Here is a 15,250-nt window from a genome sequence, read left to right on the forward strand (position 1 = left end):
CCCTGAATGTTAATGCCCCAGCTTGCAAACATCGTTGCGGAAAACTGCCCTGAGCGTTAATACCACCAACAACGTCACCAATACCGTCAGCAACACCAATAAACCACTGGCTATCCACTGGTACGCGACTACGTGCGACTTTTCATACATCACAAAACTGGCAATGGTGATGGCTGACAAAGGGAACGAATACGCCCACCACGGCAGGCCAAACTTCAATTTGGCAAAGCGCCCGAACTGGCTGAACAACAGCATCGTCAGGAACAGCCCAAAGAAATACAGCACCCGCGCAAACGCATCCAGCTCATTTTCCAGCCGCATATAAGCAATAAAGCCGACGGCAGGGGGCGCAATCAAAATAAACAGGCTCGGCAGCAAAAACGCATCAATCGCCTGATGGAAGATCATGCGGTTAAACACCAGCGTCATCAGAATCAGCCAAAAGAACATGCCGACGCTGAAGAAAAACCACGATACATCGACATAACCCAAGGTCACGCCAGTGATCGGCACGACCACATTACCAACCGCCGGGATGAACCACGCCGGGTTAATGTGTTGAATCTGGAAATGGGCATGGTGCATCCATTTATTCACCACATACAGCGTAAAAACCAGATGCAACAGCGCCCCGGCTGCCCACACCGGCAAGACAAAACTGACGTTCAACCCCTGCAAGGCGGTCGCAAGCAGCAGCAAACTGATTGAAATCGTCGGGAAAAAGCTGAGTTTGACCGGGTGTGACAATTCCTGAGTAACGCTTTGCGGGTGACGCACAACCTTGCCAAGGTAAAGCAACAACAACAGACCAAAGACGCTGGCAGTGAATGTCACCAGCCACACATTAATGCCTAAATCCACGTTGAACACATGCTGGGCTTTTTCCCACGCAATGGTTAAACCAGACAAGCCCATGATGACTGAAAAGAACGAGACGGGGAAAAAAGCCAGACGGCTTTGCGGTTGTGCCAGTGTGTTTTCCATCTTAGACAGCAGCCAGCCCTTTGACCCAGGCTTCCATCGCTTCGTTAGCGTGCGGCATGGGTGTTTCCAAAAAGCTGATCACGAATTTGTCAGCCATTTCTGCCACACCGATGGAACGCGGGCGGATAGCCAGCATTTGTGGGGTTGGCAGTTTCTGACCGAAGCAGAAGACCACATCACGGGCATCCAGAATCTCAGGGTTGATTTCACCCTTGTCACCCAGTGCTTTGGTGTGGGCGTAATGGTCAAACAGGGCGATACGTTGAGCAATCGGGTGCGCATCAATCTTGGCGAGGAAGTAGTCCAGAATGGCATCCATCGTCTTGTGGGCAATTTCGTCTTTACCGATTTCCAACGTGTAGATCGGGTATTTTTCCATTAGCATGGTCTGTTTCATAGGTACTTCCTAAAGGTTCATAACGTAAGGTAAAAGTATAAAGATTGTCAGAGGGTAAAGCATTGAGAAATAACAAAGTAAAGTAGTCAAGTATTAAAAAAGCCCGCTTTGGGTAAGCGGGCTTGAGTAAGATGAGTTCAATGTCTCAAGTATAAATTACAAGCTCTTCTTGCAGAAGTACCAGTCAGTGCATTCGTAGCCTTCGTTCATGCGAGCTTCGGCAGCGTCCACATCCTGTGGTGGCGGAACGATAACTTTGTCACCTGGCTGCCAGCCTTCTGGTGTGGCGATCTTATGTTCATCAGAGGTTTGCAGGGCAGCGACCAGCCGCAAAAACTCATCAATGGAACGCCCATTGGTCATCGGGTAGTAAACCATTGCCCGCATGATGCCATTCGGGTCAATGATAAAAGTCGCACGTACTGCTGAAGTATCCCCAGCACCGGGGTGGATCATGCCGTAAGCGCGGGCAACGTTCATGCTCAGGTCTTCAATGATCGGGAATTTAATCTCAACGCCGAATTTTTCCTTGATGTTGCGCACCCATGCGACGTGGCTGTAATAGCTGTCGATGGAAAGACCCAACAGTTCGCAGTTCAGCTTCTGGAAATCCGCATGGCGCTTGGCGAATGCAGTGAATTCAGTGGTACATACCGGGGTGAAATCCGCCGGATGCGAGAACAGTACCAACCACTTGCCTTTGTAATCATTCAGATTTTTGACACCGTGCGTGGTGCGGGCTTCAAAAGCTGGCGCAGGTTCGTTGATGCGTGGCATTGAAGGTGTTGTGTTTGTCGTTTCCATGTCTTGTTTCCTTGTTAGTTCAAATGTTTCAGGTGAAGAATATCCAGTGGCGATGCTCTGGGTTTCAGGCATTTCACTGTTGTTGATAAGCATATTATTAAATGCTGATATTTTTGTAAAATGGAATAATTGAATCGAAACGATCTATTTTTTGTTTTCATGTCAGCCGTTTTCTGGCCGACTGGAAACGTCAGGGTAGGCTTGAACCGTCTTTTCCCGTGTCAACAACTTGCTGTTGAGGTTGAACATTGTCATCAAGGTCTGGATCTGTAACACGACCAGCGGAACCAGCAGAAAGAAGTAGGCCAGCGAGTTCTTTGCCAGTAAGCCAGTGCCCACCAAGCCAATGTGAATGAAGAAGAAGCCCAGCACATAACCCGCTACTCCGGGGCAAATCAGGGCAAAAGAACCAACACTTTTCTCCTTGCCGAACACATAAGCGCTGAAATAGCCCATTTTATTCATCACCACGTAGCCCAGCAGTGCAAACAGTATTTGTACGCTGATCAGGACACTGAGCAAGCCAAGACTCTGGATGGGTTCAATATGCAGGCCAAAATTGTGGTGCATGGCCATCGACAGACGGTAAAGCGCGATTCCGCTGACACTGATGATGGGGATAATGACCCACAGCGTCACCGAAGATTCACGATCAATCCCGTATTCCAACATCGCTCGGAAACCCAGGATCAGTTTGGTGGCTGCCAACAGCCCCGCCGTACTGATGAACAGCAGTGACAGCATGAAGCCAATCCCGGAAGTGAGCGGAACGGTACTCATCGCGGCGGATGCCGAAAAGCCAACGCCCACCATACCAAAGGCAAAGATCGCCAGCATCTGGCTCAGGTTATTGTTGCTGGAACAATCAAAATGGCCTGTCACCAACACCCGGCTCATGAAGTCGATAAAAATGCGGGCGGCGTACCAGCCCACGATACCAAACGCGAGGATGGCGAGCGGGAACAGGTATTCCACGACAGACCACAGCCCCGGTACAAACAGTGCCCCGACGATGAAGCCGACGTTGATGGTCATGGCCAGCGTCAAGGGAATCGCCATCAATTGCACTTCCGCATTACTGCTCATCAATTTGCGAAAGGCTTCTGTGCGCTTGAAATACTGGTATTCACGGATGTTCCACACCAGCAGGCGCACATGCAGCAGCGCAAGCAGGATGACACCCAACATGGATATGACTACCAATGTCTGCATCACAGGGTTGTTGCCCTGAAGGATGGCTTGCAGGGTTTCCCATGTCGGTAGCGGCAAACCCTCGTGCGGGGTCATGAACATCAGGTACATGAAGAAGGTAATGACCGCACCACCTGCCCCTAATGCGGATAGAAAATAGAGAGGGGAATACTCTTCCCCTAATTTACTGCGTAATTTGAACATGTCTATGTTCTCCAGTCACAAAATCAAAGATGTGGGAATAATAATTTTTTCCAATCGACGTTGTTTTGTAAAATCGCAAAACTACCCATGAATAGGCAACAAAAGCGTGAATTTTTAAAAAATATCAAAGCAATACAGTCGGATAAGCCCCATGCTTGCTGCTTATCCACTGTTAATGTTAATCCTTAGATTTTAGAGGTTTTTATGTTGAAGAAATTATTATTAGTGGCACTGTTGTGCCTTGGCATGAATAGCGGCGTGTTCGCGGCAGAATTGCAGGTGGGTGATAGTCTGCCCACGATTACGCTGAAAGATCAGCACGATAAAGCGGTCACGGTCGCCGCAGATGTACAGACCTTGTTATTTACGATTGAAAAGCCTGCGTCTGATTTGGTGAATACTTACCTGCTTAAACAGGACAAGGCTTTTCTCGATAGTAAAAAAGCCTATTTCCTGGCTGACATCAGCGGGATGCCGAGCATGATCACCCAAATGTTTGCCATTCCCAAAATGCAGGAACGTCCTTACAGCATTTTGCTGGCGCATGACGCTCTGGACACGGCCTTCATGCCGCGCCAGAAGGATCACGTTACCTTACTGAAAGTGAAGGCAGGCAAGGTCGAGAAAATTCTGTTCGTTAACGATGAAGCCACGTTGGCACAGCATTTCTGAGTGTTTAATGAGGCTGGCTATGGTGATGATCGTCATCACCATGCTGGTGTGCATGATCATGTGGTGCCGCTTCCGGCAGAGTGCCAGCCAGTAAGGCTTTGACTGCTGTGATCGGATCAGTTTCGGAAGTGGCTCTGACCTGCACGCCACGGCTGCCCATCTTGCGGATAAAACCGTCGCCACAACTGCCCGTGATCAGGATGTCGAGATCAAACAGTGGGTGTTCGCCCTGACCGTTCCATTCGTGCAATGACATTTCCTTGGGTAAATCCAGCCGCCCGATTTCCAGTATTTCTTCAGCATTAGTGGTTTCATACACCATAAAACGCCGACCTTTGCCTGCATGACCGGTAACTGTACGGAAGTTCTGGCTGCTGACACCAATTTTTAGTGGACCAATATTCATGGGAGTTGCCTCATTAAGGTTATTCAATTCCGATTAACTTACTAGGTTATGCCGCAGCACGGCATTGATCAAAAGCAAAATCTGGAATTGAATGATTCGATTGATTTTTCTCAATTTTTCTCAGAAAACCATAGGTTATTTGATTTAAGTCAAATGAATAGTGTGCATTATTTGAAGTTGATCAAAGTACTGGGGTTTGTATCAGTGCAAAATAACCATATTACAACCGCTAAACAGTTCGCTAGGAGTAAATTGTGCACAACCCTGACAAGCCGGGTAGTGTTTCGCGCCGTGGTTTTTTGAAAAGCATGGCGGGCGCTACCGCATTATCTGCCGCTGCCCTCACCACTGATGCGCAAGCACGCATTAACGCACCCCATGACCTCGAAACCCTGAAAGATTACGAGGAACATTGGGGTTTCTGCGACATGTGCTACTGGCGCTGCGGGCTGAAAGTACGTTCCCGCGACGGCAAAGCCTTCAAGATTGACGGTAACCCGGAGCACCCGCTCAATCGTGGCGTCGTGTGTGGTAAGGGTAACGCCGGTATTCAGGTCGCGTTTGCCCCCAACCGTCTCAAACAACCGCAGGAACGTGTCGGTGCTCGCGGTGACAACAACTGGCGACCGATTCCGTGGGACGAAGCACTCGACAAAGTGGCGCACGAGCTCAATAAGGTCAAGGAAAAATACGGCCCGCAGGCGCTGGTGATGATCGGTCACGGTACGTGGGAAAAGCCTTATCACCGCCTTTCCCACGCCTTCGGCACACCCAATACCACCAGCCCGGTTTTCGGCCTGTGCTGTGGGCCGCGTGGTGTTTCCAATACGGTCATTACCGGGCGCAACCTGACCGGCAACGAAACCATTGATCTGGAAAACTGCAAATACTTCCTGATGATGGGGCGCAACGTCACCGAATCGCTGCACAACGGCGAAACCCTCGGCTGGATCGACGGGGTGGCCAATGGCGCGAAAGTGGTTTATGCCGACCCGCGTTACACCGTGACCGCCTCCAAGGCTGACGAATGGCTGGCTATTCGCCCGTTGACCGACCACGCTTTCCTGCTGGCGCTGATTCATACCGTCATTAAAGGTGAACTGTACGACAAGCAGTTTGTTGCTGAATACGTTGACGGGCTGGATGAACTGACCGCTAGGGTCGAGAAATACACCCCGGAATGGCAGGAAGAAATCACCACCATCCCGGCAGAAACCGTGCGCCGTATTGCCCTGGAAATGGCGCAGAAAGCCCCCGCCGTCTTCGTCTACAGCCCGCGCCGTCTTACCCGCAGCGCTAACGATCTCGGCACTGGCATGAGTATCACCATCCTCAACACGCTGTTCGGGGTGTGGGATCGCAAGGGCGGCATTTTCACCCCGCAAACCATCAAAGTGCCGGAAATTGATCTGCCGGAATTCCCGCACGCCCACGTAGCTCGCAGCGAAACCGGCGGCGATTTCGATTTCGCACAAAACCCCTTCGCTACCGATGAAGAAGGCAAGGTGCAACGCGCCGACGGTGCAGGCGTACAAGGCCGTTGGCCACTCGCCAACCCGCAATACGGCCTTACCAACGAAATGTGGCGGGCGATGGCGGAACAAGACCCGTATCCGCTCAAGGCACTGCTGACCGCAGGCGGTAACGGTTTCACCAACAGCACCGACTACGACACCGTGCGCAAAGCGCTGGTGAACATGGATTTTTACGTCGCCGCCGACGTGATGCCCAACGAAATGAACAGCTACGCCGACATCCTGCTGCCGGAAGCCAGCTATCTGGAGCGCTACGATGACCTGCAAATTGGCGGCGCACGCGAAGGTTTCATTGCCCTGCGCGAACCGGCGATGCAGCCGTTGCACGGCACCAAAGGTTCGTGGGACATCTGCAAGGAACTCTCCAAGCGCATGGGTCTGGAAGCCTATTTCCCACACGAAACCGTCGCCGACATGCTGGATGACCGCCTGAAAAAAGCCGGGTATTCGCTGGCTGAACTGAGGGAAAAAGGCATCATCAAAAAACCTGCTGACCCGGCCATCAACTTCCCGCGTGAAAACGGCGGTAAGTCAGTCTTCCCGACTCCAAGCGGCAAGGTCGAGTTGATTCCCAGCCAGTTGAAAGCCTTGGGCATGGAAGACGCGATTGAGTGGGAGGAGCAGCCACGCCCTCAAGAGGGGCAGTTCCATTTCACTTTCGGGCGGGTCGGCTACCACACCCATGCGCGTACTCAGGACAATATCTGGCTAAACTATTTCATGCCGGAAAACGTGTTGTGGATACACCCCGAAGCGGCTGAAAAACTCGGCATTGCCAACGGCGACATGGTGGATGTGCAGGACACCAAAGGGCGCGGCGGCAAGATCAAGGCTAAGGTCACGCCCCGCATCCGCCCGGATACGGTGTTCACGGTGCACGGTTTTGGTCACTGGGACAAGCGCATGACCACGGCGGTCGGTAAAGGCTTGTCAGATTCATTGCTGGCTTCGGACACCCGCGAAAAACACATTGGCAGCATTTCCATGGGCACATCCATGGTCACGCTCAGCAAGGCATAAGGAGAAATATCATGGTTGCGAAATATGTCATGCTGGCGGATACCACCCGCTGTATCGACTGCAAGGCGTGCGAAGTCGCCTGCCGTGCCGAGTGGGATACCCCGCTGGGCTATTCCCGCGATTGGGTCAAACAGGTCGAATACCTGAACGATAAAGGGATGCCAGAATTACAGGTTTTTCCCGGACGTTGCCAGCATTGTGACGACCCGCCTTGCGTCGAGGTTTGCCCCTCCGGCGCGTCGTGGAAACGTGAAGACGGCATTGTGCTGGTGGACGACAGCACTTGTTCCGGGTGCGAGTTGTGCGTTCCGGCTTGCCCGTATGATGCCCGTTGGTTAAACCCTGTGACTAACACCATCAGCAAATGCACTTTCTGTCAGCCGCGTATCGACAAGGGTTTGCAGCCTGCTTGCGTGCAGACCTGTGTGGGTCATGCGCTGATTTTCGGCGATGCCAATGACCCGAACTCCGAGGTTTCCAAACTGTTGCAGGAAAAGGAATGGCAGCGTTTGGTGACGGATGAGGTCAACATCGGCCCCAACCATTATTACTACACCGCTGGCAAGGCGATTCCTGCCGACGTGATGCCGAAACTGAAAGAGCGTCATCTGGCAGGTAAGGCGATTGAAAACATTGTGAATCCGCTCGGTACGATCGGTATCGGCGGGATGATGGCGGTATTCCTCGGCGCAGGTATCAAGAAACTGGTCGACCGCCGCAAAGATGTGAGTGCAAAGGAGAGTAGCCATGAACAGCACTAAATCGACCATCAAGGTTCGCACCAAAGATGTGATTTTCATCCACTGGTTCAACGCTTTTTTCTGGCTGGCGCTGGTGCTGACCGGGTTTGGGATTATCTCCGGTGACTTTGTGCGGCTGGCTCCGGCGTTCTGGCCGACGTTCATGCAGAACCTGTTGGGTGGCAATGACAATCTGGCCTTGATGCACGCGATTGGCGGCATTGTCTGGTCAGGGGTGATTGCACTCTATGCGCTGCTGAATTTCAAGCGGGTGGTGCTGCCCTTCCTGAAAAACGTGCTGGTACTGACGCCGAAAGCGGCCATTGCGGATTTGAGTTCCATGACCATTACGCTGGCGCATTTGTTTGGCTTGTTGAAGAACAAATCCGTGCCGCCGCAGGGGCGTTACAATGGGGCGCAGCGGCTGTTGGGAACGATGATTATTGTCTGTTCGGTGGGGATTGCTGTGACCGGGTTGTATCTGTTCTTTGCACCGATGCTGTTTGAGTTTTCGAGTTCAGCACTGTTTGGGCTGGCGTTCCGCTGGGCATTGGTGATCCATGTGGCGGCGGTGCTGCTGGTGTTGCTGGGGCTGGTGGCGCATATTTATTTCGCCGTGGTGGAGGAGCCGGAATCGCTGGAAACAATGAAGTCGGGTGAGGCGGAAGTGGCTTTCATCAAGCATCATAATCCGTTGTGGTATGCGGAGTTGCAGCGCGAAGGGAAAGTCTGAACCGGGATTTTTCGGATTAGCCTGATTGGGGTGGTGAGCTTTGATCAGGCTGTTGAGTACAATTTCCCCGCCACCCTGAGCCGTAAGGTAGATATGCGTCAGGCGCGGCGTAGGGCGGCGAAAAAAGGGAAACATCCTAAAGCTGTTTCACCACATCGAGCATGGCTTGGGCGTGTCCCGGTGGGTTAACCTGATACAGCGCTTCGACCAGCATTCCCGCCTTGTTGATGACGAAGGTGGAGCGCACAATGCCCATCTTTTTCACCCCGTTCTTTTCCTTTTCCTGCCACACACCGTAAGCGTTACAGACTTCGCCAGAAGTATCGGCTAACAGATCCACTTTCAAGCCAAACTTCTCAATGAATGCCTGATGGCTGCCGCAATCATCCTTGCTCACGCCGATCACAACGGTGTCATGCGCGGCAAATTCAGCCGCCAGTGCGGTGAATTCGTTGGCTTCGATGGTACAGCCGGGGGTGTCGTCTTTCGGGTAGAAGTACAGCACGACGTGTTGTTTGCCTGCAAAATCGGCCAGTGACACAGTATCGCCGTGCTGGTTGGGGGAACTGAAAGCAGGGGCGGGCTGGTTGGTTAGTAACATCAGGGAATCTCCGTATACAGACAGGGGAATTCGCCGCATTGTATAAGACCTAGCTTCCGTGGACGAATGCGGAGGTGCGCGATGGGGTTTTTAGTCGGCCGAGACGTTGAAACCGGCGCGTTGCAAGAACACCAGCAAGTCCGCTGCATGTTGCTCTATTTTATCGACGGATGCGTGCCCGGCGTCTGCTACTTCCAGCAGGGAAATGTTGTCGCGGCTGCAATGGGCAAGCATGGCGTGCGCATCAGCGAGAGGGACAACCTGATCAGCCGTGCCATGCACCAACAGCAAGGGGCAGTGTATTTTGCAGATGCTGCTAATGGGGGCGATGCTACTGAACGTGTGACCGATGACCCACTGGACATAGCGATTCACCAACCAGATGATTGCACCGGGTAGCCTGATTTGCTGCAAATGGCGGCGCATAACCCATTCCGGGTGCGCAAAAGCGGAAAGGCTGATAATGGCACTAATGTCAGCACGCCGCGAGGCTTCCAGCAACACCGCCCCAGCGCCCACCGAATGCCCCAACAACGCCAGCTTGCTACAGGCTTGCGGGTGCGTGGTTTGCAACCAGTCGATAGCGTGCCCTAAATCTTCGGCAAAGCGTGGCAGGGAAGAAAAGCTGTGTGCGTCACTTTGCCCGTGGTTACGCGCATCCAACAGCAGCACGTTCAAACCTGCGCGGCGCAAAGGCGCGGCGATGGGTAACATCAATTCCGCATTGCTGCCCCAGCCGTGCAGGATAATGATGGTTTGCTCGGCATTCCCGGCAGGCAGGAACCACGCAAACAAGCGTTTGCCCGCGACGCTGGGAATCCACACCTGCTCAAAGGCAAAGCCGTGATCCTGCGGGGTTCCCTGTTCCCGTTGGCGCGGTGCGCGGAACCCCCAGTGGATCACCAGCATGAACAGGGCAATGACCCCGACGGCTAGCAACGCCAAGGTCATCAGAAGTCGTAACCCGCGCCGATAAAGGTGCTGGAATGCTCAAAGTCTGCATCCATCACGCCGGGAACATTGAAGGCACCGACCGGGGTAGTCACCTCGGCGCTATCGTAATCCCAGCGGCTTTGGGTATGCCCGATGCTGATGAAAGCATTTTTCAGTGTCGGCTGGTGCAGTAATGCTGCTGGTCTGATTTTGGCGGACACTTCGACGGTGCGATAAGTGCCCTCCATATCAATGCCTGAGCCGATGATGCCGTTATCCATTTCCCCGGTTTGATGGTTGAGGGATGCGCCACCAGCAACTTCCAGCCAGGGGGTAGCTTGATAACTGCCTTGCACGCTGACCCCGGCTTTGTAAGTGGTAATGTCGGTGTCAAAGGTATCCAGCGCATCCATGACGAAGTTGGCGGTCGCCAGCTTGAAGTTGCGCACTTCCATGAAAGGTGTGCTAACGCCGGTATTTACGCCCATCCCAATATGCCCTTTGGGGGTTTTGACCATATCATAGCCCATGCCCACATCCACATTCAGGCCGTGGATACGGTAATCCGCAGGCACGGGTAACGGGGTGTTATCCGCCACCAGATCGGTAAGGCTGCTGTTGACGCCGGGGAGTTTGGTGCGTAACGGCAGGCTAGAAAAGTCTGTCATTTTGTTGACCGTATCCGAATCGAAATAATCGGCGCGGAACTGGTAATACAGGCGCGAATCACCCAGATTTTTATGCGGCTCGGCGAGGGTCAGAGTATCCACGGACAGCGTGGCATCCATGCTGACCAAGGGGGCAGCCATGCCCATGTCGAAATCACCGCTGCCGTAGCGCAATTCCAGCGCATGAGCGGGCAAGGCGCTTGCCCATGCAATACCAGCAAGCGCAAGCGATTGGCTGCTGGATAATGTCATGCAAGTTTCCCGTCTTCGCCGACCAACAAGGTGGAGTCATCCTTGAAGTAATAAGGCGGTACAACCAGATTGGTCGCAGCAGGGACGTTTTTGTAAACCCGCCCGGCAAGGTCAAAGCGTGAACCGTGGCAAGGGCAATACCAGCCGCCTTTCCATTCCGCACCCAAGTCTTCGGGCGCAACTTCCGGGCGGTAGGTAGGGGAACAGCCCAAATGGGTGCAAATGCCGACCAGTACCAGATATTTCGGGTTGATGGAACGGTGTGCATTTTGGGCGTAAGCCGGTTGCTGTCCGACAACCTCTGAGGAGGGATCGCGCAAATTGGCATCGTTACCCGGCAGGTTTGCCAGCATTTCATCGGTGCGATTCACGACCCAAACGGGTTTGCCGCGCCAGATAACACGCAGCAATTGCCCCGGCTCTACTTTACTGATGTTGATTTCCACGGGAGCGCCCGCCGCGAGGGTACGGGCGCTAGGCTGCCATGAGGAAATAAAAGGGGTAGCAACAGCGGCTACGCCTGCGGCTCCGACGACGGAAGTAGCCGCGACCAGCAGGCGGCGACGTGTCGGGTTGAATTCATTGATGGCAATAGTTGTCATGTGCAAAAGGCTCCAGAAAATGCTGTAAATAAGGTAATAACCAAGCAAACTACTCAGTTACGTCATCACCCGCATTGAAAAATGGCAAACTGGTGCAAAGATTTTTTCGATTGATTTTTGTCATGAGCGTATGCTTTGATTTTGCACATATTTAGAAAAATCAACGTAAAATACTCGGAAAATCTGCACTCTGAACGTTTAATCAGGGCTAATGGGAGTTCTTATGTTGAGTAAAATTGCTATTTTGGAAGGCAGTACCTTGTTATTGCTGCTATTTCTGGCTGTTCCTGCCAAACGTTTGTTTGGTTATCCTGAAGCGGTGACACTGATGGGTTCCATCCACGGTGCAGCTTTCATCATTTATGTCGTGACCCTGCTGGCTTTTTTCGCGGGCAAGCACCTGAATGTGTCACAACTGGGGATGGGCTTGTTTGCTGCGTTCATTCCCTTCGGCAGTTTTGTGTTTGAGCACAAAGTGTTGAAACCTCGCAAACTCTGACATCGATTGCGAAATCGCAAGTCCTTTTTCGATTTTTCCATGCTATAAAGCGCAACTTGGTTGCAAATAAGAGAGTGGAAAAATGAAAGGAAAAATCGCTTCAGGTTTATTGCTGTTATCGGCGAATGCTTCAGCGCTGGAGCTTGAACCCATGCTGTATGTTGATTCTGTGCTGTATGGTGATTCGGAAGGCGGTGATGCAGGCAATTACGCATCAGAAGCCCTTGGTATTTACAACGTGCACAGCGATAGCGGGGCAGGACATGAAGGCCATTCGCACGGCAGTGGGTTGGAACAAGGGTTACATCTTCGCAGTATCGAGGCTGGTTTGACTTGGGAAGCCAGCGACAAGCTGGATGGGAGTATCAAGGGGGTGATCCTGCCGGAAACAGGTGAGGCTGAGCTGGAAGAAGCATGGGCACGTTACCACCTGCCCGCCAATACCAGCATCAAAGCGGGCAAGTTGTTGAGTGCTTTTGGCGCGAACAATATCCACCCGCATGAGGCTGATTTTGTGCAGCAAAACCTGCCAATGCAGATGTTATTGGATGGCGGTTTGGTCGAAAAAGGGATACAACTGGAATGGCAGCCAGACGTTGCGGGAACGCACCTGACAACAGGCGTGGAGCTGTTGGATGGCGGTAATCGTGGCGTCGCTGCCAAGGAAGCGAGCGTCACTGCTTACCTTACCAGTAAAGGTGGAATCGCCGACATCAATTTCCCGGAAAAGCCTGATTTCCCTCAAGTTTCGCATGTTTACCTCAAGGCAGAAAAAGACTTGAATGAGAAAAATACCCTGAGCGGCGGGGTGTCTTACCTGAAATCCAGCCAGCATCAGGAATTACACCAATACCACCCCGGCATTAACGAGGCCGACCACGGGCTGAGTGGTAAGGCCAAGATGTGGAGTGCCAGTGCAGCGTATGCACACGCTGCTGGTAAAGCTGGCGACGTGGGCAACTTCAAGGTTGAGGGGGAATACCTCTACCAGAACAAGGCGTTGACACTCAATTTTCATGAGGACAAACCGAATTTGCTGGGGCAGCCCCGTGATTTGCATGTAGACGCTTATTCGGTACAAGGTACGTACCAGATTGCGCCAAAGTGGCAGGTAGGTTTGCGCCATGAACGGGTAGGCGGTACGCATGAGGCGCGTCGCCCCAGTGTTGCACCATTCCCGACTCAGACCAGCTATTTCAATGACATGAAGCGCAATACAGTTGCAGCAACATGGCAGGCTGCTAAACAGCATCAACTACGGTTGGAGATTGCGCATAATAATGTTGATGTGGGTGAAGACACCAATGGCGATGGGCGTACTGAAGCCGTCAACAAAACGTTTGACCAATTTATGCTGCAATACCAGTGGCGTTTGGATAGCGGGCATGAGCATCACAATCACTGAATTAACCTGCTGTTCATCCCGGATGAAGCTGGGATAGTGGATAATTTTTGATTTTTTTCAATGCAAGCAAGCCGCGCTTTAGGCAGTTTGTTTGCAATGTTTTAGGTTGTTTTTCTAAAAGGTATCATGATGAACAAGTATGTAGTAATGGTTAGCTTGGCAGTATTGCTAAGCGCATGTGGCGAAAAAGCCGAGAAAGCTGAAGCTCCGGCAGAAGCCCCAAAAGCGGCTGAACAAGCACAGCAAGTAGCTCCGACTGCACAGCAAGCGGCTGCCCCAGCGGTTGATCAGGCTGCCCTGACAGAAGAAGCCAAGTCAGCCGTACAAGCTTTGGGCGGCACACTCAAGGGTGAACTGGAAGCCGCCATGAAAGCCGGTGGCCCAGTAGAAGCGATGAGTATTTGCAATACCCGAGCACCAGAAATTGCCAAGGCAGTCTCTGCGGAAAAAGGTCTGCAAGTCAGCCGTGTCAGCCTGAAAAACCGCAACCCGGTCATGGGCAAGCCCAACGAATGGCAAACCGCCGTGCTGAATGATTTTGAAGCCAAGAAAGCCGCTGGTGCAGACCCGGCAACGCTGGCTCATGCTGAAGTCGTGGGCGGTGAATTCCGTTTCATGAAAGCTATCCCGACGGCTGAAGTATGCCTGAAGTGCCACGGCACAGATCTTAGCCCAGCGGTAACAGCCAAATTGACTGAATTGTACCCTGAAGACAAAGCCACAGGTTACAATGCCGGTGATTTGCGCGGTGCATTTGTTGTTGTGAAAAATCTCACGCAGTAACGCTGGCTTCTTGCTATACCCTCTCCATACACTTAGTCTTTGTTCTCAAGGTCGAACACAGTAATATTGACACTGGCCGTTTGACCGTGGCGGAAGCACAAAACTAAGGAGAGGGTATGTCAAATCTTAAAGGCAGGGGACACTGCCAATCCTGCCAGATCCGGCATTTGAGCATTTTTGCCCAATTGCCGATGGATCGTTTGATTGAAATACAGGCGTTTCAGCCGTCTGTGGTGACTTATGCTGCCGATGAAACGGTTTACTATCAGGGGGATGCCTCCCTGAATGCCTTCACCTTGCGCAAAGGCTTGGTTAAGCTGATTAAAACCCTGCCGAATGGGCGTACCCAGATTGTGCGGGTGCTGCGTACTGGCGATTTGTTTGGTTTCGACGGTTTTGCCGGGGAATCTTATAACCATACCGCCATCCCCTTGAGTGAAATTGAAGTGTGCCGTTTGCCGCTGGCTGAACTGACGGAGCTGAAAAAACAAAACGCTGAAATTGAAAACACCATGATGAAGCGCTGGATTCAACATTTGCGTGAGGCTGAAGACATGATGCTGGAGTTGGGGGCGAAAAAAGCCGCTGAGCGCCTAGCCTCTTTCCTGATCCGCTGGTGTGAAAACAATAACGGTGGCTGGGTTCCGTTACCGCTCTCGCGGGCAGAAGTGGGTGAATTGCTGGGCTTGACGATTGAAACCGTGAGCCGCTTTTTGTCTGACTGGAAGCGTCAGGGCTTTCTCAATGAACAGCGCGGCAGTATCCAACTGGAAAATGTTGATGGCTTGCGTAAAGCCGTTTGTGCTAATGGGAGCTGCTAA

At 52.3% G+C, this 15,250-nt stretch carries 17 protein-coding genes; 8 read left to right on the forward strand and 9 right to left on the reverse strand.

Annotated features, from left to right (window positions below; all coding sequences use genetic code 11):
- Window positions 1-9: 9 nt before the first annotated feature.
- The 4 genes from J9253_RS04280 to J9253_RS04295 form a co-directional block, all read right to left on the reverse strand.
- Window positions 10-984: an SLAC1 anion channel family protein gene (locus J9253_RS04280; protein WP_210223449.1), complete on the reverse strand. Its 975-nt coding sequence runs from the start codon at window positions 982-984 to the stop codon at window positions 10-12.
- A 1-nt stretch (window position 985) separates the two neighbouring features.
- The gene (locus tag J9253_RS04285) at window positions 986-1,381 is read right to left on the reverse strand and encodes a DUF6858 family protein (protein ID WP_210223450.1); all 396 of its coding nucleotides are present in this window, start codon (window positions 1,379-1,381) and stop codon (window positions 986-988) included.
- A 156-nt stretch (window positions 1,382-1,537) separates the two neighbouring features.
- A complete protein-coding gene (locus tag J9253_RS04290) occupies window positions 1,538-2,185 on the reverse strand; it encodes a peroxiredoxin (protein ID WP_210223451.1) in 648 nt (215 codons plus the stop codon).
- Window positions 2,186-2,347: 162 nt separating this feature from the next.
- The gene (locus J9253_RS04295) at window positions 2,348-3,580 is read right to left on the reverse strand and encodes a TsoY family (seleno)protein (RefSeq protein WP_210223452.1); all 1,233 of its coding nucleotides are present in this window, start codon (window positions 3,578-3,580) and stop codon (window positions 2,348-2,350) included.
- 204 nt (window positions 3,581-3,784) lie between these two features.
- Here J9253_RS04295 and J9253_RS04300 point away from each other — a divergent pair, with 204 nt between their 5' ends.
- A complete protein-coding gene (locus J9253_RS04300; RefSeq protein ID WP_210223453.1) occupies window positions 3,785-4,252 on the forward strand; it encodes a hypothetical protein in 468 nt (155 codons plus the stop codon).
- A gap of 4 nt (window positions 4,253-4,256) precedes the next feature.
- On the opposite strand, the gene J9253_RS04305 is transcribed toward J9253_RS04300, so the two are convergent.
- Entirely contained in the window at window positions 4,257-4,658 is a 402-nt protein-coding gene (locus tag J9253_RS04305; protein WP_210223454.1) for a NifB/NifX family molybdenum-iron cluster-binding protein, read from the reverse strand.
- Window positions 4,659-4,912: 254 nt separating this feature from the next.
- On the opposite strand from J9253_RS04305, the gene J9253_RS04310 reads away from it, so the two are divergent.
- From J9253_RS04310 to J9253_RS04320, 3 genes are read left to right on the forward strand one after another with little or no spacing between them, the layout of a single operon-like run.
- Window positions 4,913-7,213: a molybdopterin-containing oxidoreductase family protein gene (locus tag J9253_RS04310; protein ID WP_210223455.1), complete on the forward strand. Its 2,301-nt coding sequence runs from the start codon at window positions 4,913-4,915 to the stop codon at window positions 7,211-7,213.
- 11 nt (window positions 7,214-7,224) lie between these two features.
- A complete protein-coding gene (locus J9253_RS04315) occupies window positions 7,225-7,974 on the forward strand; it encodes a 4Fe-4S dicluster domain-containing protein (RefSeq protein ID WP_210223456.1) in 750 nt (249 codons plus the stop codon).
- Window positions 7,961-8,686: a cytochrome b/b6 domain-containing protein gene (locus tag J9253_RS04320; protein ID WP_210223457.1), complete on the forward strand. Its 726-nt coding sequence runs from the start codon at window positions 7,961-7,963 to the stop codon at window positions 8,684-8,686. Before J9253_RS04315 ends, J9253_RS04320 begins: the two co-directional genes overlap by 14 nt.
- A 136-nt stretch (window positions 8,687-8,822) precedes the next feature.
- Here J9253_RS04320 and J9253_RS04325 read toward each other — a convergent pair whose 3' ends face one another.
- From J9253_RS04325 to petA, 4 genes are all read right to left on the reverse strand, one after another.
- Window positions 8,823-9,287: a peroxiredoxin gene (locus J9253_RS04325; protein ID WP_210223458.1), complete on the reverse strand. Its 465-nt coding sequence runs from the start codon at window positions 9,285-9,287 to the stop codon at window positions 8,823-8,825.
- Window positions 9,288-9,377: 90 nt separating this feature from the next.
- Window positions 9,378-10,238, reverse strand: coding sequence for an alpha/beta hydrolase (locus J9253_RS04330; RefSeq protein WP_210223459.1), 861 nt, complete (start codon window positions 10,236-10,238; stop codon window positions 9,378-9,380).
- Window positions 10,238-11,140 (reverse strand): hypothetical protein, encoded by a 903-nt coding sequence (locus tag J9253_RS04335; RefSeq protein WP_210223460.1) that lies wholly within the window; start codon window positions 11,138-11,140, stop codon window positions 10,238-10,240. Before J9253_RS04335 ends, J9253_RS04330 begins: the two co-directional genes overlap by 1 nt.
- Window positions 11,137-11,742 carry a ubiquinol-cytochrome c reductase iron-sulfur subunit gene (gene petA, locus J9253_RS04340; protein ID WP_051543114.1) on the reverse strand — a complete coding sequence of 202 codons (606 nt, stop codon included), beginning with the start codon at window positions 11,740-11,742 and terminating at the stop codon, window positions 11,137-11,139. The genes J9253_RS04335 and petA overlap by 4 nt, the downstream gene beginning before the upstream one ends.
- A gap of 223 nt (window positions 11,743-11,965) precedes the next feature.
- On the opposite strand from petA, the gene J9253_RS04345 reads away from it, so the two are divergent.
- From J9253_RS04345 to J9253_RS04360, 4 genes are all read left to right on the forward strand, one after another.
- Window positions 11,966-12,241 (forward strand): DUF3817 domain-containing protein, encoded by a 276-nt coding sequence (locus J9253_RS04345; protein ID WP_028488841.1) that lies wholly within the window; start codon window positions 11,966-11,968, stop codon window positions 12,239-12,241.
- A gap of 82 nt (window positions 12,242-12,323) precedes the next feature.
- Window positions 12,324-13,646, forward strand: a complete 1,323-nt coding sequence (locus J9253_RS04350; RefSeq protein WP_210223461.1) for a hypothetical protein — start codon at window positions 12,324-12,326, stop codon at window positions 13,644-13,646.
- A gap of 126 nt (window positions 13,647-13,772) precedes the next feature.
- Window positions 13,773-14,429 carry a Tll0287-like domain-containing protein gene (locus tag J9253_RS04355; RefSeq protein WP_228291501.1) on the forward strand — a complete coding sequence of 219 codons (657 nt, stop codon included), beginning with the start codon at window positions 13,773-13,775 and terminating at the stop codon, window positions 14,427-14,429.
- A gap of 116 nt (window positions 14,430-14,545) precedes the next feature.
- Window positions 14,546-15,250, forward strand: a complete 705-nt coding sequence (locus tag J9253_RS04360) for a Crp/Fnr family transcriptional regulator (protein WP_210223462.1) — start codon at window positions 14,546-14,548, stop codon at window positions 15,248-15,250.

The organism is Thiothrix litoralis (assembly GCF_017901135.1).
GTDB classification, from domain to species: Bacteria; Pseudomonadota; Gammaproteobacteria; order Thiotrichales; family Thiotrichaceae; genus Thiothrix; species Thiothrix litoralis.